The sequence below is a fragment of the Pseudoalteromonas sp. '520P1 No. 423' genome, from assembly GCF_001269985.1.
Classification (GTDB): domain Bacteria; phylum Pseudomonadota; class Gammaproteobacteria; order Enterobacterales; family Alteromonadaceae; genus Pseudoalteromonas.
The window spans coordinates 1,548,634-1,569,892 of the sequence record NZ_BBZB01000001.1; the positions used below are offsets into that span (position 1 = coordinate 1,548,634).

Below are 21,259 nucleotides of genomic sequence, written 5' to 3' on the forward strand. Positions count from 1 at the left end.
ATAAAAGGAACTGAATGTTAAAAAGATCGGCATTTTAACATTAATCAGCTAAAAACGCTTATTAATATTCTAAATTTAAAGATTAATAAAGCTGTTCAGATTTGATTTGGGATAAGTTTTATCGTACTTGAGATAGCGTAATCAAAAAAGCCTCGCTTATTAAAGAGAGGCTTTCTAAGAATATTTAGTTATTTGTACTGCTTAGTTTGTAAGTTGTAAACGTAAGTAGTCGTAAACTTTGCTAAAGAAACTACCTTCTTCGATTTCTTCTAAAGTAACAAGTGGATACTGAGCAATATCTTCACCTTCTAGCTGTAAGAATAAAGTGCCTACAGCAGTGCCCTTAGCTATCGGTGCTTTTAATTCAGTATCTAACTTAAAGTTTGCTTTTAAATTTTTGCGTTGACCACGTGGGATTGTGATAGGTGTATCTTGCAAAATACCTAAAGAAACTTCTTCTTTATCGCCCATCCAAATGCGTTGTTTAGCAAAGCTATCGCCTGCTTTATAAGGTGTAATTGTTTCAAAAAATCTAAAGCCATAGTTTAGTAGTTTTTTACTTTCGACTTTACGTGCTCGCTCACTTTTAGTACCCATAACAACAGTAATTAAACGCATATCGCCTTTAGTTGCTGAAGTTACTAAGCTATAACCTGCTTCACTTGTATGGCCTGTTTTTATACCATCTACATTTAGGCTATTATCCCAAAGAAGTGAGTTACGGTTAAATTGCTTTATACCATTAAAAGTAAATGATTTCTCTGCATATAAAGCATATTCTTCTGGAACATCACGTATTAATGCAGCACCTAAAGTAGCCATATCTTTTGGCGTAGTGTAATGCTCATTAGTATCTAAGCCATGGCTATTGATGAAATGAGAGTTAGTCATACCAAGTTGTTTAGCATGTGCATTCATTAAATCCGCAAACGCACTTTCGCTACCTGCGATATGTTCTGCCATAGCGACACAGGCATCATTACCTGATTGAATAATAATACCGCGGTTTAAATCTTCTACTGAAATTTCTTTGCCTACTTCAATAAACATTTTTGAAGAGTCAGGGAAATTTTTAGCCCATGCATTTTCACTTACGGTAACCATGTCAGTTAAAGCGATATTGCCGTTTTTAACTTCTGAGCCGATTACATAGCTAGTCATCATTTTTGTCAGGCTTGCAGGGGCTAGTTTGGTATCGCCGTCGCCTTGCGCAATTACTTTACCAGTGGTGAAGTCTACTAAATAATAACCTTTTGCATTTATTTGAGGTACAGAAGGGATGATTTGAGCTGTCGCGCTAAATGATGCCCCTACTGTGGCAATAACTGCCGCAGAGCAAACAATTTTGCTGAGTTTTTTTAATAATGTCATTTTTATTTGTTTCATATTGCTAATTAGTTACTTTTTAATGAGTTAAAGTGACGCGCTGAAAGAGCATTATCCTAAAGCTTGTCTTGAGAGTAAAGTAAGAACGCTTGTTTATGTGAATTTTGTTTTAAACTATTTAATACTTCTTGGGCTTTTGATTGATCTTTTATAGGACCTAAATGAAGTCGATAAATTCCATTTATTTGGCTTATTTTATGATTTAATTTGTAATTATTGGAAAGAGTTATCGCAAGTGATTGAACATTAACGAGATTTGATGCTGCTAATACCTGAATATAAGTTTTAGGTATTTTGGCGTCGTCAGGTAACAATGCTTTTATTGTTACATTTCCAGTACCTGATTGATAAATACCAAGTTTGTATGCGGCAGAATAAGATAAATCAATTAATCTATTATCGTGAAATGGGCCACGATCATTAACTTTAACTATCGCTGTTTTACCATTTTTTATATTGGTTACTTCAACAAAGCTAGGTAAAGGTAATGTTTTATGTGCGGCTGTCATATCAAACATATCATAAACTTCACCATTAGAAGTTAGGTGCCCATGAAATTTACGACCATACCAAGATGCAACACCAGATGCTTTATAGCCTTTTTCTGACAGCATAGGATAATAACGCTTTCCCCTAATAGTATAAGGGCGTTTTGCGGCCGAGCTTTTATCTACTTGTACAACTTGTGCGTCTAATTGTTCTAGCAAAGTCGGTTTTCTAAGCGGGGCAGAATCATGGCGCATTTCATAACGACTAGAACTACAGCCTAAAATCATCAGAATTAAAAGTAGTGAAATACTCTTGTTAATCAGGTTCATGTATGCACCAATATACGTTTATGGGTTGCGATTGACATTATCATGCCAAACCCTGCTAGTAATGTAACCATTGAAGTGCCGCCATAACTAATTAATGGTAAAGGTACACCAACGACCGGTAATAAGCCTGAAACCATGCCTATATTTACAAATAAATAAACAAAAAATGTCAGTGTTAAACTGCCAGCTAATAGCTTGCCAAATGCATCTTGGGCATTAACGGCAATAAATAAGCCTCGCGCTATGATAAATAAATATGCAGCAAGTAATAATGTGACTCCGACTAAACCAAACTCTTCACTGAGCACTGAAAATATAAAATCAGTATGTCGTTCTGGTAAAAACTCTAATTGAGATTGCGTACCATGCAACCAGCCTTTTCCTTCCAATCCACCAGAGCCAATCGCTATTTTTGATTGAATAATATGATAACCAGCACCTAAAGGGTCACTTTCAGGGTTAAATAAAGTGAGTACTCTTTGTTTTTGATAAGCGTGCATACCATAAGTCCACAACGGCCAGGCACTTATTGCGCCTACAGCAGTTAAACCACCTATCAGGCGCCAACTGACACCCGCTAAAAACAATACAAATATGCCTGAACTAGCCACTAAAAGAGAAGTACCTAAATCTGGTTGGCGTTGAATTAAAATAGTTGGTAGCATCACTAAAATAAAACCAACAAATAAATGCTTCATTTTTGGTGGTAAGTGATACTTACCTATATACCAAGCAACCATCATAGGTACCATTAATTTCATTATTTCTGAAGGTTGAATACGCGTAATACCAATACTTAACCAACGTTGTGAGCCATTAATTGTAATTCCTGAGACTAATACAGCAACAAGTAAAACAAGGCCAATACAATAAAATGGGATCACAAACCTTTGCAATGTAGAGGGAGGAACTTGTGCTAAAACCAACATGATAATCAGCGCAACACCCATTCGTTTTAATTGGCGATATACAATTGGCATTTCTTGACCGCCGGCACTAAATACAATTAATACACTGGCTCCTAACAAAACAAGCAAAGCAAGTAGCAAAGGTAAATCAATATGTAGTTTATCCCAAAGAGTGGCGCGATGTTTTAGTGGGTTCATGGGTTGCTTGCGACCTCTTTTGCTTTGTTTGCAAAGTAATAATCCATTACTTTTCTTGCCATAGGTGCACCAACACTACTACCGCCACCTGTATTCTCTACAGTGATCGCGATAACTATTTCAGGATCATCAAAAGGCGCAAAACCAACATACATGGCATTATCTCTATACTTTTCTTTTAATTTTTTTTCATCATACTTTTCGCCTTGGGCGATTTTTACAACTTGGGCTGTACCAGTCTTGCCTGCTGGGTCGTAAGTAACGCCTTTAAAAGCTTTATTCGCTGTGCCTCTGAGCTTTGAAACTGTATTGTGCATTGCATCTAAAGCGATATCCCAATGATGCGGATTTTTTACTATAATGGGCTCTTTTTCTTCATTATTAATTAATTTAACGGTACTGCCTTGTTTGGTAACAGACGCTAAATGAGGCGGATTATGTACGCCTTTATTCGCTAATATGTTAATTGCGTTAGCTATTTGAATTTGTGTAGCTGACCAGTAACCTTGCCCTATACCGACTGAAATTGTATCGCCTACATACCAGCTTTCTTTATAACGTTCTTTTTTCCATTCAACAGAAGGTAAAATAGCACTGGTTTCTTCAAAAATATCAATCCCCGATTTTTCACCAAAGCCAAACTTAGCCATAAAATTACTTATTTTGGTAATGCCAAGACGATAAGCAAGATCATAAAAGAATACATTACAGGATTCTTCTATTGCCTTATAAACATCTACTTTGTAACCATCTTCTTTAGTACCATGGCCCCATGGTTTCCAGTCATACCATTTATGCTTAACATTAGGAATTTGAAAAAATCCTGGATCATGAATTTTTGTCGTTTCGGTGATAATACCTTCATTTAAACCTAAAATTGCAAATAAGGGTTTAACAGTAGAGGCGGGTGCATATCTCCCCTGTGTTGCTCGGTTAATAAGTGGTCTATCTGGATTGAGGAGGGCTTTGTAATTTTTACTGCTAATACCATGTACAAATAAATTAGGGTCGTAGCTAGGGTTCGAATACATAGCTAATACGCCGCCATCTTTGGCATCTAAAACAGTAATTGCGCCGCGCATGCCTTTTAAAGCTTCCTGGGCGGCTTTTTGTAACCCTATATCCATGGTTAAAACAAGATCATCACCTGGTATTGGTGGTGTAAAGCTTAGAGTGCGTAATACACGACCACGATTATTGATTTCTATTTTTTGTGAACCCACAGTGCCGTGTAATGTATCTTCGTAGAATTTTTCTATTCCAAGTTTGCCAATATCTCTGGTTGCACGGTAGTTTTTGGTTTTATTTTCGGAATCTAATTTGAGTAATTCTTTTTTGCCTATTTTTGCAACGTACCCTAAAGCATGGGTTAAAGTATCACCATAAGGGTAGTGACGCGCTAAACGTGCTTCAATACTAAAACCTGGAAACTTATGCTGATTAACAGAAAATAGCGCTACTTCTTTTTCGCTTAATCTAGATTTTAGAATTTGGCTTTTAAAACGGCGGTTATGTTTTAGATCATTTAAAAAGTTGGTTTGTTGTTGTTCACTAATCGCGAGTAATTTAGCTAATTTTTCTAATGACTTATCTAAATCTTTGATATTTTCTGAAATACCTTCAAGACTGTAAACAGGTTTGTTTTCAGCTAAAATTACGCCATTACGGTCATAAATAATACCACGATTTGGTGCGACAGGAACAATTTTTATACGGTTATCGTTAGAGCGTGTTTGATACGTATCGTGTGAGGTGACTTGTAATTGATAAACATTGATAAAAAGAATCGCGACTAGAACAAGTACAAAAACAAAAGCGATAAAGGCCCTACGTGCAAATAAATTTGCTTCAAAGGAGTGATCTCGAATGGTAGTTGGGCCTTTAAACATCTAAAAGTGCTACTCTCTGTGATAAGGGTGATTTGTATTTAAGCTCCAACCTCGATACAGGCTTTCAGCTAAAATAATTCGCACTAATGGATGAGGTAAAGTGAGATTTGATAATGACCACTTTTGCTCTGAAGCTGCAATACACTGTGGTGCTAACCCTTCTGGACCACCAACTAATAAACTGACATCTCGGCCATCTAGTTGCCACTTAGTCATGTTTTTTGCGAGTTTATGCGTATCCCAAGGTTGACCTGTTACTTCTAGCGTAACAATGCGATTACCTTTAGGTACAGCTGCAAGGGTTTTTTCACCCTCTATATGCAAAATACGCTTAATATCTGCGTTTTTTCCACGTTTACCTGCAGGGATCTCTATTAACTCTAGCGCCATATCCTTAGGAAAACGACGCTGATACTCTTTGAAGCCGGTTTCAACCCAGCTTGGCATTTTAGTACCGACTGCAACGAGCTGTATTTTCATACTAGCCCCAAAGTTTTTCTAGTTGATAAAAGTCTCTGCTTTGTTCTTGCATTACATGAACAATAACTTCGCCTAAATCAACAATCACCCACTCGCCGCTATCTCGGCCTTCAAAACCTAAAGGGTCAATACCTGCTTTTTTTGCTTCTTTATTCACGTTATCAGCAATTGATAAAACATGACGTTTAGAGTTACCAGAACAAACAATCATGTAATCAGTAATGCTTGATTTACCGATAACATCAAGTTTAACAATATCTCTGGCTTTCATATCATCAATTTTATCAAAGGCAAAATCTAATAATTCAGTTGTTTGCAAAATATATACTCACTATTTAAAAAAGGTTTAACATTTAATCTAATAGAGCATTTTATCATGCTAGTTGCAGATAAGTAACAGCTTAATTAAATCATTATCAATTAGGGTTTAAATTTTTTTATTTATCGTTTTATATAACATGTTTTTTTGTCTTATTTCATTTTGTTATATCTAACGTGGGAAGTTATTTCTACTTCATTCTGTTCCGTAAGTTTATGTATTATAGGGTTAAATAATTGTTAACTAGTAATTTGGTTGTAGCAATATTTATCCGTTATAGCATGCCTGTTAAGCATCAATTATCATATTTATTTACACGTTACTTATTTGTGTGTTTTTTATAGGTCGTTGTTTTTTAATGAGTTGCATTGAGTGTTGTTGAATTTTATTTTAGTACCTTTATTCTTGACGAATGTAAAAACTATGTTACCTTTATGTTGTCATGTGTTTGTAATGCAAATAAGTTAATTAAAATAATAACGGAGGTGACAATGAAACCTGTTAAAAATATAAAAAGTATATTAGCGCTTAGTGCTGTATCACTGGCGATAGTCAGTGTTCAAGCTCAAGCTGCAACAGTTGACTGTACGAGTTTAGAAACTTGGCAACCGAATACGGCGTATACTAAAGGACAGTTAGTTCAACTTGAGAATCAAGCTTTTGAATCTCAGTGGTGGAATAAGTCTAATCCTTTAGAAAAATCTGGACCTTGGCAAGAATGGAAAAAAACGGGCGACTGTGACAGCGGTGTCATTGTTAATGTACCTCCTATTATTTCTTGGAATAGCCCTATAAGTGGAAGTTCTTTTGTTGAAAATGACAGCGTTGTCTTTGATCTTTCTGCATCTGACGAAGACGGTACCGTTGCTCAAGTAGAAGTATTTATTGATGGTGTTAAATTAACTAGCTTAGCGAATAACCCATACACCTATAATTGGACTGCAGTTAAAGGCGAACATTCACTCACTGCAATTGCTTATGATGATAAAGGTGAACAAACTCAAAGTAATTCAGTTTTAATTTCTGTTACTGCAAAAGATCAGCCACCAGTCAATAAAGCGCCAGTTGCAACCTTAATGGCAACGATCCCAAGTAAATTATTAATTGGCGATACAATTAACTTTGAATTTTCAGCAACAGATAGTGATGGCCAAATTGCTTCTTTAGAATTATTAGAAGGCAATAGTGTAGTTAGTACAATTTCTTCAGCAAGTGGTAGTTATTTATGGACGGCTTCAGCTTTAGGTTCTGTACAATTTTCGGTTAATGCAACTGATGATAAAGGTGCGACAGATTTAAGTAATGTAATTAATGTATCTGTAGTGGAAGACGGTCAAGTTGATAATGGTGCAGACGCATGTCGCCCCGAAGGTTTATATCAAACACCTGGTGTAAATACGCCATATTGTACTATGTATGATGCTGATGGTCGTGAGTTAATGGGTGCAGATCACCCAAGACGTGTAATCGGTTATTTCACTAGCTGGCGAAATGGTGCAAACAACCAACCTAGTTATTTAGTAAATGATATTCCTTGGGATAAAATTACGCATATAAACTATGCTTTTGCACATGTTGATAGCAATCAAAAAGTGTCAATTGGCGATCCTAATTCACCTAACAATCCAGCAACAAATATGGAATGGCCTGGTGTTGCAGGTGCAGAGCTGGATCCTAGTTTACCTTATAAAGGTCACTTCAACTTATTAAACAAATATAAAAAATTATACCCTGATGTTAAAACTCTTGTGTCTGTAGGTGGCTGGGCTGAAACAGGTGGCCATTTTGGTGAAAATGGACGAATTGCTGATGGTGGTTTTTATACATTAACGACCAATGCTGATGGCAGCGTAAATCATGCTGGTATTGCAGCATTTAGTGCAAGTGCTGTTGAGTTTATTGAAAAGTATGGCTTTGATGGTGTTGATATAGATTATGAGTACCCTTCATCTATGGCTGATGCAGGTCATCCGGATGATTTTGAAATATCTAATGCACGTCGTGCAGGTTTAAATGCTTCTTATCAAGTATTAATGAAATCATTACGTGAGTCACTTGATAAAGCCGGTGAAGCTGCGGGCAAACATTACATGTTAACAATTGCTTCGCCATCTTCAGGTTATTTATTACGTGGTATGGAAACATTCCAAGCTACGCAATACTTAGATTATGTCAATATCATGTCTTATGATTTACATGGTGCATGGAATTCTCATGTTGGCCATAACGCATCATTATTTGATACTGGATTAGATTCTGAATTAAAAGCGTGGGACGTATACGGTACTAAAGAATTTGAAGGCATTGGTTATTTAAATACTGATTGGGCTGTTAAATACTTTAGAGGCGGACTATCTGCAGGTCGTATCAATATTGGTTTACCTTATTATACGCGTGGTTTTAAAGATGTAACGGGTGGAACTAATGGTCTGTGGGGTCAAGCAAAACTGCCTGATCAAGCTAGTTGTCCTAAAGGTACAGGTGAAGGTGATAAAAACTTCTGTGGTAATGGCGCTGTTGGTATAGATAACCTTTGGCATGATACAGAGAATGACCGTGAAGTCCCTGCTGGTAGTAACCCGCTTTGGCATACTAAAAACTTAGAAAAAGGAATTGTTGGCAGCTATTTAACAGCATATGGTTTAGATCCAGTAACAGATCCAAAAGATAAGTTCACAGGCACATATACACGTCATTACGACAGTGTTGCTGTAGCACCTTGGTTATGGAATGACACTAAAAAAGTATTTATCTCTACTGAAGATGAAGAGTCTATGGCGACTAAGGTTGACTATGTCATTAATAATGGCTTAGGTGGCGTTATGTTTTGGGAGCTAGCTGGTGATTTTGATTTTGATGCAGCTAAAGGTGAGTACTTCATGGGTTCAACTATGACAACGCTTGCCTATGATAAGTTTAATCAAAGCGGTGTGCCTTATGGCATAGATAAAGGTAATAGTACTTTTGTTAAGCCTGCTGAAATGGTTGATGTGAGCTTCGTTGCTAAAGATTTCCCTGAAGGTGATAAAAACTATCCTATCAGCCCAACATTTGCATTTACTAATAACTCAGCAATTGACTTTAGTGGCGCAAAAATATCATTTGATGTACCTGTGTCCACTTCGGCAATTTTCAAATCTAACTGGAGTGCCACTAAAAAACTCAAAATGGCGATTGATGCTAATGCTTCAAATGCAGCAGGAAATAATATTGGTGGCTTTGAAAATGAATTCCATAGATTTTCAATCACATTAACAAATGAATGGGGCGGCGCGGCTGAATCATTTGCTGTAGGCGAAACGATTGATGCGCAAGTGATGTATTACATGCCTATCAGTGGTCCTGTTAACTTTGTAATTGAAAAAGATGGTAAGTCATTTGCTTTTAAGTCTGAATATCCTAACTTACCTGAAGCAACTACCGGTGGTACAGGTGGTGGCGATGGTGGTGGCACAGGTACTGGCTGTGATGGCGTTGATGTGGCTACTTTACCTATCTATCCTGATTTTCCTCAAAAAGATTGGGCTGGTAATCCAAGTCATGCTAATCAAGGCGATATGATGGTTCACAATAGTGCTGTATACAAGGCTAAATGGTGGACAAGTTCTGAACCTGGTGGTGCCGACTGGGAAAAAGTCTGCGCACTTTAATCTAACACCTTCTTTTAAGTAAATATCAACATAAAGCAAAGAGAGTGATCTCTTTGCTTAGGAGATAACTATGTTTAAAAACCACCAAAAGAGTAAATTATCAGTACTGAGTATTGCATTAAGTAGTGCTTTACTTGGTAGCTCGGTAGAAGTCAGTGCTCATGGTTACATGGATAGCCCAAAAGCAAGGCAAGCTATTTGTGAAGAGCAGCAAGGGTATTGGTGGCCAGAAGATGGTTCAAATATTCCTAATGCAGCATGTCGTGCAGCATATTTAGATTCAGGCCATGTTCAATTTATTCAAGAGCATGAATTTGCTGTTAATACGCGAGATTATAATAACCAAGCAGCAGTTGAAGCTAATATTCCTGATGGTACTTTATGTGCTGCAGGTGACGTGAATAAAAAAGGTATGAACTTAACATCAGCGCATTGGCAAAGAACGGATGTGATTCCAAATGCTAATGGTGATATTAAAGTGCGTTTTAGAGCGACAACACCCCATAACCCCAGCTTTTGGCAGTTTTATTTAAGTAATGAAACCTATGATGCGACGCAAGCACTTAATTGGTCTGATCTTACTTTAGTGCAATCAATAGGTAATGTTGATTTTATTAAAGACAGTGATGGTAAGCGTTTTTATGAAATGAATGTAAATCTACCTGTAGATCGTGTTGGTGAAGCAATCCTTTATACTCGCTGGCAGCGTGAAGATGTGGTGGGAGAAGGCTTTTATAACTGTAGTGACATTACAATAAAACGTGACGATGTTCAGCCTGATACTTGGTTTGACGCCGGCTTTTATGTAAAACAAGGTCAAACAGCTAAAGTTGGCGAAACAGTTACATTTAGAGTCTTTGATGTCAGTGGTCAAGAGCTTGTTAATCAACAATTAGCGGTAACTCAAAATAATGTATCAAATTGGCAAACCAACTTTGCACAATCGCTTAATCTTGATTACAGCAATCTAGTTGCTATCGGCATTAAAAATCCTACTGGTGATATTGTTTTTGATGAGCAAAATATCTTAAGCAATAGTGTATTTGTAACAAATAAAGATCATACCTTTGCTGTTTCTATTAAAGCTGCACCCGTAAATACAGCGCCGATCGTTCATGATATTGCTGATATAAATATTGATGAATTAGCAAGTGTTCAAATTCATGTGCATGCATTTGATGATGAACAAACTGCGCTTGAGTTTACTTGGTCTGTTCCAAGTGAAATCAGTTACACAGGAAGTGATGCAAACATTGTAATTACAGCACCTTCCGTTGAACTTAATACTGACTACCCAATAAGTGTATCTGTTTCTGATGGCAAGCTTACAACAACAAAATCTTTTGTAGTAAGTGTAAATAACCTAGTAATCGATCCAACTGAACCCCCGTGGACTAGCACTAAAGCGTATTCTGCTGGTGATAAAGTAGTGTTTGAAGGCAAAGTTTATGAAGCTAAATGGTGGAATAAAAACCAAAAGCCAAATAATAGCAATGCTTGGAAGTTAGCGACACCGAGTGATGGAGGTGTTGCAATATGGAATGCACAAAATGACTACGCTGGTGGCACTATCGTATCTCATAACACAATTCAATATAAAGCTAAGTGGTGGACTAAGGGTGAAGAGCCTGGCGTCAATGCTGTTTGGCAAAAGCAATAACTATCGATTTAATTAAATAAAAAGAAGAGGAAATTATGTATAAAAAATTACTCACTGCCTGTGCTGTATCGGCAATACTTTCATCTTGGCAAGTTACAGCTGCTCCAGCTGCACCAAGTATAGATTGGACACCACAAGATTATTCTTTTGTTGAAGTAAATCTAGAGTCAAATGGCTCTTATAAAGATTTAGTGAAAGCAAAAGATGTGGTAGATATTAGCATCAAATGGAACTCTTGGAGTGGTACTGGTGGTGATAGCTATAAAGTATTATTTGATGGTGTTGTTGTAAATGAAGGTGCATTAGCTGCTGGCACTAAAAGTGGTGTGATCACTTTCCCTTATGATAAGTCTGGTCGTCATGATTTAACAATTGAATTATGTGACTCAACGGGGTGTGCAACAAGTGCAATTAAGCCAATTGTTATTGCAGATACTGATGGTGGTCATTTAGCACCATTAGATATGAATATTGATCCTAATAATAAACAATACCCTAAACAAATAGATAATGTAGTGGGTGCTTACTTTGTTGAATGGGGTATCTATGGTCGTAAATACGATGTTACTCAGATCCCTGTAGATAACTTAACGCATTTATTATATGGATTTATTCCAATTTGTGGTCCAAACGAATCATTAAAAGAAATCGAAAATGGCAATAGTTGGCGTGCGTTGCAAACTGCATGTGGTGGTTCAGCTGATTATGAAGTTGTCATTCATGACCCTTGGGCTGCTGTGCAAAAAGCATTGCCGGGTATTGATGCAAAAGATCCAATTCGTGGTACATATGCGCAATTAATGGCATTAAAACAACGAAATCCGGATTTGAAAATTTTACCTTCAGTGGGTGGTTGGACGTTATCAGACCCGTTTTATGGTTTTACTGAAAAGGCAAACCGAGATGTTTTTGTTGCATCTATGGAAAAATTCTTAAGAACATGGAAGTTCTATGATGGTGTTGATATTGATTGGGAATTCCCTGGTGGTGATGGCGCAGGTGTTGGTTTAGGCGACCCAATTAAAGATGGTCCAGCTTATGTTGCATTAATGCAAGAGCTTCGCACTATGTTAGATGCTTTAGAATCTGAGACAGGTCGTAAGTACGAACTTACTTCTGCAATAGGTTCTGGCTATGACAAAATTGAAGATGTTGATTATGCAGCTGCTTCACAGTACATGGATTATATTTTTGCCATGACATATGACTTTTTTGGTGGCTGGAATAATGTAACTGGGCATCAAACTGGTTTAAATTGTGGCAGTCATATCAGTGCTGGAGAGTGTGATGGTACTGGTCTTGATGATGAAGGTAAACCACGTAAAGGTCCTGCTTATACTATTACTAATGCGGTTGATTTATTACTTGCACAAGGTGTTGCTGCAAAACAAATTGTAGTGGGTACAGCTATGTATGGTCGTGGTTGGGAAGGTGTTTTTCCTGCAAGCGCATCAGATATGGATAATCCTATGACTGCGCCAGGTAATGGTAAGTTAAAAGGTTCTACAGCTCAAGGTGTTTGGGAAGACGGTATCATGGACTATAAAGGTATTGCTAAATATATCGTAGGTCCAGCAGGTACTGGTCTAAATGGTTTTGAAGTTAGTTATGATGAAGTGGCAGAAGCTGCTTATGTTTGGAATCGTACTTCTGGTCAGTTAATTACTTATGATAGCCCTCGTTCAGTATTAGCTAAAGGTCAGTATGTGACTAATAATGGACTAGGTGGTTTATTTGCATGGGAAATTGATGCAGATAACGGTGATATTTTAAATGCAATGCATGAAGGTTTGGCTGGTGGTCCAACTGATCCTATTAATAAAAAGCCAGTTGTTACTTTAGATGCTAGCTTTAGTGTAAATGCGGGTGATGTATTAGCAATTTCTGCGACGGCAACAGATGCTGATAATGATGCACTGACATATTCTTGGAATGTTGATGCTGCATTGAATGCGACAGGTACTGATTCAGCTTCTATCAGCATCACTGCGCCAAATGTAACTACGACAACAGATTATCCAATATCTATCAGTGTGTCAGATGGTAAAGCTGTAGTAACTAAATCAGCTGTTGTTACTGTTGTTGCACCAACAACTGGAAATACAGCACCTGTAGTATCGCCAATTAGTGATGTGTCTTTGGAAGAAAATACGCAAGTAAATCTTTCAGTTTCAGCGTCTGATGCGGATAGCGATGCATTAACTTACACATGGAATGTACCTGCTGGTTTGGTTTTATCAGGTTCAGGTGAAAATGTTTATTTAGCAGCAGATGAAGTAACGGCTGATACTAATTACACCGTATCTGTTGATGTTTCAGATGGCACAGTTGTTGTTTCACAAAGCTTTACAGTAACTGTGACGGATAAAGTAACAGATGGAAATACAACATGGGATAGCACTAAAGTTTATAATACAGGCGATACTGTTGTATTTAATGGTGTGACATATAAAGCAAAATGGTGGACTAAAGGTAATCAACCAGATCTTGGTGGTCCATGGGAAGAAGTGATCCCTGATGATGGTCAAGTTCGTGCTTGGCGCTCAGACTTAGTTTATAACGGTGGTGATAAAGTTTCACATAATGGCGCAGACTATAGTGCTGGTTGGTGGACTAAAAATGAAGAGCCAGGAAAAGCATCTGTATGGACTAAGCTTTAAAAGCAATTAAAGAAACCCTTAAAGCAAAAGAGCAGCTAAATAGCTGCTCTTTTTATTTCTCAGTTACTATTTTACTGTAACTTTTACTATTTAGTTGCGTGATGAGAAGCAGCTGCAGAGAATACAACATCCGTAGAGCTATTTAATGCCGTTTCCGCTGAATCTTGGATCACACCAATAATAAAGCCGATAGCAACTACTTGCATTGCAATATCAGTATCAATACCAAATAAGCTACAAGCTAAAGGTATTAATAATAAAGAACCGCCTGCAACACCTGATGCACCACAAGCAGATACAGATGCAATCACACTTAATAAAATAGCCGTTGCAATATCAACTTCAATATTTAAGGTATTAGCAGCAGCTAAAGTAAGTACAGTAATGGTAATTGCTGCGCCAGCCATATTAATCGTAGCGCCTAGTGGAATTGATAAAGAGTAAGTATCTTCATGTAAATCTAGTTTTTTACATAAAGCCATATTTACAGGAATGTTTGCAGCTGAACTTCTTGTAAAGAAAGCAGTAATACCTGAATCTTTTAAACAAGTTAATACTAATGGGTATGGGTTTTTACGTGTCACGATATATACAATTAAAGGATTAACAATCAGCGCAATAATTAGCATGGAGCTTACTAATACAAATACTAAATGGCTAAACTCAGCTAATGCAGAAAAACCAGTTGTTGCAATTGTATTGGCAACTAAACCAAATATACCTAAAGGTGCAAACTTAATAACTGTTTTAACGATACTAGAAACCGCATCAGCTAAGTCATGAACCATTATTTTAGATGACTCACTGGCACGTTTTAATGCAAAACCTAACCCTAATCCCCAAGCTAAAATACCAATAAAGTTACCCGTAGCTACGGCATTAATTGGATTATCTACTACTTTAAAAGCTAGTGTTGTTAAGACTTCAGATAAGCCTTGCGGTGGGTTTGCTGTTGCGCCTGCTAAATCAAGCGTCAGTTGAGTTGGAAATAAAAAGCTCATTACAACAGCTACAAATGCAGCGCTTAATGTACCAATTAAATAAAGACCGACAATAGGCTTTAAATTAGCGTCGCTATCTACTTTTTGATTCGCGATTGAAGAGGCTACCAATACTAATACTAATATAGGCGCAACGGCTTTTAATGCGCTAACAAATAAACCACCTAACATAGAGAATGATTTAGCGGTTTCGGGTGATGCAACAGCCAAAAGACAGCCCAAAATAATAGCGACTATAATTTGACTAACCAGACTGGTTGATTGTAATTTTTTTAAAAAAGCTGTCATAACAGACCTTAATTATTATTATATTTCAATATTAGGTCAGGTTTTTACCACCTAAGCGCGCACTGTGTCCAGTAGTTATTAAAAACCCAGAGTTAAAGTTATTTTACCATCAAGCTTATCTTGCCTTTTTGTTTAGTCATCGAAAATAAATTTTATTCTCTTATTCGAAGCCCAGATTAAATATTGTTGCTCAAGATTTCGAGCTGTAACAAGGTGTTTCAAAATTCGTTTCTAACGTGAAATTATTGCTGTTTAACGTAAGTTCTCTAGAGGAACTGTGTACAAAGCTTATAATAAAATAAGGGAATCAACTGGCTAAAATTGAGAATAAAAAAATGAACTTAACGCGTTCGGCCTTAAAAAATCCTGCCGCTATTATCGTAATAGTCGCTTTAGTGATGGTTTTTGGCGTCATAAGTGTTTTTAAATTACCACTGCAACTTACCCCAGATATAGAGCAACCTCAAATTACCATTTCAACTGGTTGGCGAAGTGCTGCACCCTCTGAAATGGAATCGGTGATAATAGAACCTATAGAAAACGTCGTTAAAAATACCCAAAGTGTCACTAAAGTAACAACTAATATTCAACGTGGTTTTGGCAATATTTCACTAACATTTGATGTCGGTGCTGATATGCAAAAAGCTATGTTAGATGTGATTAATAATCTAAACCAAGCTCCTCCATTACCATTAGATGCGATAGAGCCTGTAATTTCAGCTGGTGGTGGACGAGGCGGCCCCAATACTGCATCATTAATGATAAAAACTTTACCTTCAAATCCGGCTCAAGATTTAGGTCAATATCAAAAGTTGATTGAAGATGTGGTAAAACCACGATTTGCTCGTATCCCTGGTATGGGGCAAGTTAATTTAGCTAGCCATAGACCAAGAGAGCTTAGAATTACCTTTGATGCGTTAAGAGCAGCCTCCCTAGGGCTAAGCATTGCTGATATTAGCTCAACCATTGCCAGAGCCAGTGACGTATCAGGTGGTATTGCCAATGTTGGTCGCCGTCAATATACGGTTCGTTTTTCTGGTCAGTACAATATTGGTAATTTAACCGATATGATCATAGGTTATAGTGGTGAGCGTCCTATTTATTTAAAAGATGTAGCAACAGTTGAAAATACCTTAGTCGATAAATTTGCTTTTAATTTAAGAAATGGCCAGCCTTCATATTACTTCACTTTAAAGCGCCAAAATGATGCCAATACAGTTGCCTTATTAGATGAAATTAATATCGCAATAAAAGAGCTCAATGCTGGCCCTATGGCTGCAGCGGGTTTAACCATAGATCTAAGTTTTGATGCCTCTGTGCATATTCGAAATGCCTTAAAACTAGTACAAAATAATTTAGGTTTAGGTGTGCTTTTGGCATTGATTATTCTTTGGTTATTTTTAAGGGGTATAAAAACAACTTTAATTATTGCTATGACAATACCTGTTTCGCTTATGGTGTCGTTTGCAGCATTAAGTATTTTTGATCGTAGCTTAAATGTAATTTCTTTAGCTGGCTTAGCTTTCTCTGTGGGTTTGGTACTTGATGCCGCCATTATTGTCCAAGAAAATATCGTAAGGCTTAGAAGTCAGGGGTTAGATACATCGAAAGCTGTAATGCGCGGTGCACTTCAAGTGACAGGCGCTTTATTTGCCTCAACAGCAACCAGTGTAGCGATATTTTTACCGATCTTGTTTATGGCTGGCATTGAGGGCCAGTTATTTTCAGATTTAGCTCTTACTTTATCTATCGCGGTAATAGCATCATTTGTATCGGCAGTAACCGTTTTACCTATTGCGAGTAAGTATTGGTTAAATACAAAAGAAGAAATAGATCCTTATAAAGCTTATTGGCAAAACCTGGCAAGCTTTGTAATGAAAGTTACCAATACAACAGCTAAACGCTTTTCTTGGATAGCAATCTTATTAGGTGGTTCTGTTGTGGCAAGTGTCATGTTAATGCCAAAAACAGATTTTATGCCAAGGGCACCTACAGATGGTTTTTTTATGAGTTTTAATATGCCACCGGGTGGCAATGTGGAATCTATTGAAAAAGAAACTGCTTCTTTAGTAAAAGAACGTTTAGCACCTTATTTATCGGGTGAACAAGAGCCTAAGATTAAAAGTTATAACTTCTTCTCTTACGGTGCTGGCGCAACCGGTGGTTTTATCTATTCTGATGATCCAAGGCGGGTAGAAGAGCTTATGGATGTTATTAGAAATAAAGTGCTTGCAGGATTACCTGATACACAAATATTTTTATTTAGAGGCTCTATGATCAATGTCTCGGGCTCAGGTAATGGCCGTACAATAGATATTGATATTAATGGTTCTGATATTGAAAGTTTAATGCAAGTGGCACAAACAGGTATAGATGCCATTAATGAAAATATGACAGGCACAACCGCTTTCCCTATTCCAAGCTTAAATCTTACTGAGCCTGAGCTTAATTTAATACCCAATGATCAAAGGATCACGCAAGCTGGGCTCACAAGAAGAGATGTAGCAAATGCAGTGAGAGCTTATACCAGTGGTTTATTTATTAGTGAATACTTTGATGGTAACGATAGGGTTAATGTGATTTTACGCGGTGAAAAATGGAAGACTCCCGATGAGCTTGCATCATTCCCTATTTATTCGCCGTTAGCGGGTGTTCAAACAATTGGTGAATTAACAACTTTAACGAGAACAGCAGGTCCAACACAACTTAGAAGGGTTGATGGTAAACGTACTATTAGTTTACAAGTATCACCGCCGGCTGATATGTCATTAGAAGAAGCACTAGTGATGATCAACGAAAAAATCATTCCAAAAATGAATGAAAATTTACCAAATGATGCTTCAATTCTATTAAGTGGCAATGCAAATAAAATGGCTAATGCAATTAATGATATGTTGCAAAATTTTGCTTTAGCTTTATTGATTTTGTTTTTATTAATGACAGCTTTATTTAAGTCTGCAAAAGATAGTTTGCTAGTACTTTTGGTAATGCCTTTAGCGGTTGCTGGTGGGGTAATTGGTCTATATATATTAAATCTATTTACTTACCAGTCACTAGATTTATTAACTATGATAGGTTTCATTATTTTACTTGGCCTAGTAGTTAATAATGCCATTTTATTAGTAGATCAAACACGGGAAGCGCAAAAGCAAGGTTTATCTCGTACAGATGCAGTAGCACAAGCTGTGAGTATTCGTGCAAGACCAGTATACATGAGTACATTAACTAGCTTATTTGGCATGTTGCCACTTATGTTAATGCCAGGTGTTGGAAGTGAAATATACCGCGGGTTAGCTACCGTTATTGTTGGCGGTATGAGTATTAGTGCAATTTTCACCTTATTATTATTCCCTTGTTTATTACAGTTAGGGAAAAACTTATCGAGTTCAAATCAAGATAGCTCATTAAATAAATCAGATAATAAAGTTGCGGATTTAAATTCGTTACATCAACAGGCTAGCTAGGAGTCAGTATGTGTACCAAAAAATTAGTTAAAGGGTTACTAGCCAGTAGTATAGCGTTATTAGCTATTTCTACAAACGCACAAGATACGCCTGCAAGTCCTGTAAAATTAGATACAGTAACAAGTATTTCATTACCAGCAACGACAGATTTAATGGGTACTTTGCATAGTCGCTCTCATATTCAGATCACAGCTGGGATCAATGGTCGTTTAGAATGGCTTGCTGAGCCTGGTACGCATGTAAATCCCGGAGATACTTTAGTCAAAATGGATTTATTGCCATTAAAATTAAAGCTTGCAGAGCAAAAAGCACAAATTAAGCGTGCAAACATCAATTTGGCTTATCTTAAAAATGAATGGGATAGACTGCAAAAACTACGTAAAACAAATTCGACATCACAATTTCAATTAGATCAAACCCGATCTCAATATGAATTAGCGCAAACCGATATTGAAATTGCACAATTAAAATTACAGCAAATTGAAGATCAAATTAATCGTGCAACAGTAATAGCACCATTTGAAGGTGTAATTACGCAAAGACTCACACGTGCGGGCACAGATGTGAGTAGAAGTGATACTTTGCTTAAATTACTTGATACAGAAAACTTAGAAGTACGCGTTTTTGTACCGATAAAATATTTAGCGTATATCAGTAAAGGCAATCTTTTAAAAATATTCGCAAACGGTAAAGAAATAGAAGCACCAATTATAGCAAAAATTCCAAGTGCAGATCCTCGCTCACAAACATTTGAGGTGAGAATTAAGATCCCACAAGAGATAAATAATTATTGGGCAGCGGGGCAGTTAGTCACTGTGACAGTACCAACTCAAAATAACTTGGCAAAATTAACAGTTCATAGAGATGCATTAATTTTAAGAAAAGATGGCACTTATGTGATAAAAGTCGACAATGAGAACAAAGCACATAAATTGTTAGTAAAAGTGGGGTTAGGCAGTTTAGAGCGTGTTGCAATACAAGGTGACTTGATTGAAGGTGATAAAGTGGCTGTTAGAGGTGCTGAACGCTTAACTGATGGTCAGTTTGTTGTGGTGAACTAATACTAATTAGAATCGCATTTTAAAAAGGAAGCTTAGCTTCCTTTTTTCATTTTGGTTGGCTGATAAATGCAAATAATTCATTTATTCAGATAGTTCTGTTGCTTTAATACCTGTATTTGGTTGCGTTACTGTATTTTTTGCTAATGCCCATTGCATATTAACCTTTCCCAATGTTAATTTAGGTGCAAAAGATTGCGCATTAAATGAATCGTTTAGTTGTACTACAATAACGTTTTTAATTTGAGCTGTTACTTCATTTTTTAACTGTTCTTTTATTTCACTTTGTGTTTGTGCTGCAAAAACATTTGCACTAAATAAAGTGATTGCGAGTATTGCGATGCTAGCTGTTAAATTTTTCATAATATACCTCGGTATTGAATAGAAATAGTTATGCAGGTTGAGGGCATAAATATATTCAAAGTTAAAATCAATTTTAAATTCTTACCTTCAGTTCCTTTGGTTGTAAGGTGTTCCTTAAGGTCGGGTAAATAATAACCGTTTGGTTTGTAATTTAAAAACGATCATTTATAATGCGAATAGATTAGAAAAACTAATGCATCTTTCATAAGGTTGTCATGTCTAGAAGGTTACCCCCATTAAATGCGTTAAAGGCATTTGAAGCTGCGGCACGAAACCTCAGTTTTACAAAAGCAGCAGATGAGTTATTTGTAACGCAAGCTGCTGTTAGTCATCAAATAAAAACCTTAGAAGAACACTTAGGTTTAAAGTTATTTCTACGTAAAAATCGCTCTCTATTATTGACCGAAGAAGGTCAAGGTTACTTTTTAGATATTCGTGATATTTTCACTCAATTAATTGATGCGACAGAAAAGCTATTAGCGCGTGGTGCTAAGGGTTCTTTAACTGTAAGTTTAACTCCTAGTTTTGCTATTCAATGGTTAGTACCTAGGCTTAATTTATTTAATGAAGCGCATCCCGATATTGATGTAAGGATCAAAGCACAAGATCAAGATGAAAACTCGTTAACCGATGATGTTGATGTTGCTATTTATTATGGCAGGGGTAATTGGAGCGGCATAGAGACTCATAAGTTACACACTGAGTATATGGTGCCATTATGTAGCCCTATGCTGTTAAATAGTTCAATCCCTATGAATACCCCAGCAGATTTGCAAAAACATGTACTTTTACATGATATGACACGTAGGAATTGGAAAACCTGGATGAAAACAGCAGGTGTACGAGATATCAAAGTGAATCAAGGTCCGATCTTTAGTCATTCATCTATGGTTTTACAAGCGGCTGTTCATGGTCAAGGTGTTGCTTTAGGTAACAGTGTATTAGCTAAACCAGATATTGATGCAGGCCGTTTAGTGATTCCTTTTAGTCATTATCTAGAAAGTAAAAATGCATTTTATTTGGTTTTTAGAGAGTCGCAATCAGAGCTCGGTAAAATCGTGTCTTTCAAAGATTGGATGTTAGATTTAGTAGCACAAGAACAAAATTAGGAAAGTTT

The 21,259-nt window shown here is 36.8% G+C and carries 14 protein-coding genes; 6 read left to right on the top strand and 8 right to left on the bottom strand.

The annotated features are described in order from the left end of the window. Positions 1-201: 201 nt before the first annotated feature. From PSA_RS07090 to rsfS, 6 genes are read right to left on the bottom strand one after another with little or no spacing between them, the layout of a single operon-like run. Positions 202-1,386, bottom strand: a complete 1,185-nt coding sequence (locus tag PSA_RS07090) for a serine hydrolase (RefSeq protein ID WP_042146049.1) — start codon at positions 1,384-1,386, stop codon at positions 202-204. A 56-nt stretch (positions 1,387-1,442) separates the two neighbouring features. Continuing rightward, positions 1,443-2,204 carry a septal ring lytic transglycosylase RlpA family protein gene (locus PSA_RS07095; RefSeq protein WP_042146046.1) on the bottom strand — a complete coding sequence of 254 codons (762 nt, stop codon included), beginning with the start codon at positions 2,202-2,204 and terminating at the stop codon, positions 1,443-1,445. After that, positions 2,201-3,310 (bottom strand): rod shape-determining protein RodA, encoded by a 1,110-nt coding sequence (rodA, locus tag PSA_RS07100; RefSeq protein WP_042146044.1) that lies wholly within the window; start codon positions 3,308-3,310, stop codon positions 2,201-2,203. The genes PSA_RS07095 and rodA overlap by 4 nt, the downstream gene beginning before the upstream one ends. Continuing rightward, positions 3,307-5,199 (bottom strand): penicillin-binding protein 2, encoded by a 1,893-nt coding sequence (gene mrdA, locus PSA_RS07105; RefSeq protein ID WP_042146042.1) that lies wholly within the window; start codon positions 5,197-5,199, stop codon positions 3,307-3,309. The genes rodA and mrdA overlap by 4 nt, the downstream gene beginning before the upstream one ends. A 9-nt stretch (positions 5,200-5,208) precedes the next feature. Beyond that, positions 5,209-5,679: a 23S rRNA (pseudouridine(1915)-N(3))-methyltransferase RlmH gene (gene rlmH / locus PSA_RS07110; protein ID WP_042146040.1), complete on the bottom strand. Its 471-nt coding sequence runs from the start codon at positions 5,677-5,679 to the stop codon at positions 5,209-5,211. A 1-nt stretch (position 5,680) separates the two neighbouring features. Further along, entirely contained in the window at positions 5,681-5,998 is a 318-nt protein-coding gene (rsfS, locus tag PSA_RS07115; RefSeq protein WP_042146038.1) for a ribosome silencing factor, read from the bottom strand. A 491-nt stretch (positions 5,999-6,489) separates the two neighbouring features. Between rsfS and PSA_RS07120 the strand changes: the two genes are divergently transcribed. The 3 genes from PSA_RS07120 (at position 6,490) to PSA_RS07130 (ending at position 13,968) form a co-directional block, all read left to right on the top strand. Continuing rightward, positions 6,490-9,648: a glycosyl hydrolase family 18 protein gene (locus PSA_RS07120; RefSeq protein WP_042146036.1), complete on the top strand. Its 3,159-nt coding sequence runs from the start codon at positions 6,490-6,492 to the stop codon at positions 9,646-9,648. Positions 9,649-9,718: 70 nt separating this feature from the next. Beyond that, on the top strand, positions 9,719-11,308 hold the full coding sequence (locus PSA_RS07125) for a lytic polysaccharide monooxygenase (RefSeq protein ID WP_042146034.1): 1,590 nt from the start codon (positions 9,719-9,721) through the stop codon (positions 11,306-11,308). Between the two features lie 35 nt (positions 11,309-11,343). After that, positions 11,344-13,968, top strand: a complete 2,625-nt coding sequence (locus PSA_RS07130) for a glycosyl hydrolase family 18 protein (protein WP_042146032.1) — start codon at positions 11,344-11,346, stop codon at positions 13,966-13,968. An 86-nt stretch (positions 13,969-14,054) separates the two neighbouring features. Here the strand turns inward: PSA_RS07130 and sstT are convergent, their stop codons facing one another. Continuing rightward, positions 14,055-15,257 (bottom strand): serine/threonine transporter SstT, encoded by a 1,203-nt coding sequence (gene sstT / locus PSA_RS07135; protein ID WP_042146030.1) that lies wholly within the window; start codon positions 15,255-15,257, stop codon positions 14,055-14,057. A gap of 335 nt (positions 15,258-15,592) precedes the next feature. On the opposite strand from sstT, the gene PSA_RS07140 reads away from it, so the two are divergent. Both PSA_RS07140 and PSA_RS07145 read left to right on the top strand, forming a co-directional pair. Further along, positions 15,593-18,721 carry an efflux RND transporter permease subunit gene (locus PSA_RS07140; RefSeq protein WP_042146028.1) on the top strand — a complete coding sequence of 1,043 codons (3,129 nt, stop codon included), beginning with the start codon at positions 15,593-15,595 and terminating at the stop codon, positions 18,719-18,721. Positions 18,722-18,729: 8 nt separating this feature from the next. After that, positions 18,730-19,782 carry an efflux RND transporter periplasmic adaptor subunit gene (locus PSA_RS07145; protein WP_052380017.1) on the top strand — a complete coding sequence of 351 codons (1,053 nt, stop codon included), beginning with the start codon at positions 18,730-18,732 and terminating at the stop codon, positions 19,780-19,782. 81 nt (positions 19,783-19,863) lie between these two features. Here PSA_RS07145 and PSA_RS07150 read toward each other — a convergent pair whose 3' ends face one another. Next, positions 19,864-20,142, bottom strand: a complete 279-nt coding sequence (locus PSA_RS07150; protein WP_042146026.1) for a hypothetical protein — start codon at positions 20,140-20,142, stop codon at positions 19,864-19,866. A gap of 215 nt (positions 20,143-20,357) precedes the next feature. Between PSA_RS07150 and PSA_RS07155 the strand changes: the two genes are divergently transcribed. Next, entirely contained in the window at positions 20,358-21,251 is an 894-nt protein-coding gene (locus PSA_RS07155; protein ID WP_042146024.1) for a transcriptional regulator GcvA, read from the top strand. The last annotated feature ends 8 nt before the right edge of the window (positions 21,252-21,259 follow it).

What these genes read in the sequence shown, in the direction of transcription:
- PSA_RS07090 (WP_042146049.1), bottom strand. Translation starts at nt 1,386, where the DNA reads ATGAAACAAATAAAAATGACATTATTAAAAAAACTCAGCAAAATTGTT.
- rlmH (WP_042146040.1), bottom strand. Translation starts at nt 5,679, where the DNA reads ATGAAAATACAGCTCGTTGCAGTCGGTACTAAAATGCCAAGCTGGGTT.
- PSA_RS07140 (WP_042146028.1), top strand. Translation starts at nt 15,593, where the DNA reads ATGAACTTAACGCGTTCGGCCTTAAAAAATCCTGCCGCTATTATCGTA.
- rodA (WP_042146044.1), bottom strand. Translation starts at nt 3,310, where the DNA reads ATGAACCCACTAAAACATCGCGCCACTCTTTGGGATAAACTACATATT.
- mrdA (WP_042146042.1), bottom strand. Translation starts at nt 5,199, where the DNA reads ATGTTTAAAGGCCCAACTACCATTCGAGATCACTCCTTTGAAGCAAAT.
- PSA_RS07155 (WP_042146024.1), top strand. Translation starts at nt 20,358, where the DNA reads ATGTCTAGAAGGTTACCCCCATTAAATGCGTTAAAGGCATTTGAAGCT.
- PSA_RS07095 (WP_042146046.1), bottom strand. Translation starts at nt 2,204, where the DNA reads ATGAACCTGATTAACAAGAGTATTTCACTACTTTTAATTCTGATGATT.
- sstT (WP_042146030.1), bottom strand. Translation starts at nt 15,257, where the DNA reads ATGACAGCTTTTTTAAAAAAATTACAATCAACCAGTCTGGTTAGTCAA.
- PSA_RS07150 (WP_042146026.1), bottom strand. Translation starts at nt 20,142, where the DNA reads ATGAAAAATTTAACAGCTAGCATCGCAATACTCGCAATCACTTTATTT.
- PSA_RS07120 (WP_042146036.1), top strand. Translation starts at nt 6,490, where the DNA reads ATGAAACCTGTTAAAAATATAAAAAGTATATTAGCGCTTAGTGCTGTA.
- PSA_RS07130 (WP_042146032.1), top strand. Translation starts at nt 11,344, where the DNA reads ATGTATAAAAAATTACTCACTGCCTGTGCTGTATCGGCAATACTTTCA.
- PSA_RS07125 (WP_042146034.1), top strand. Translation starts at nt 9,719, where the DNA reads ATGTTTAAAAACCACCAAAAGAGTAAATTATCAGTACTGAGTATTGCA.
- PSA_RS07145 (WP_052380017.1), top strand. Translation starts at nt 18,730, where the DNA reads ATGTGTACCAAAAAATTAGTTAAAGGGTTACTAGCCAGTAGTATAGCG.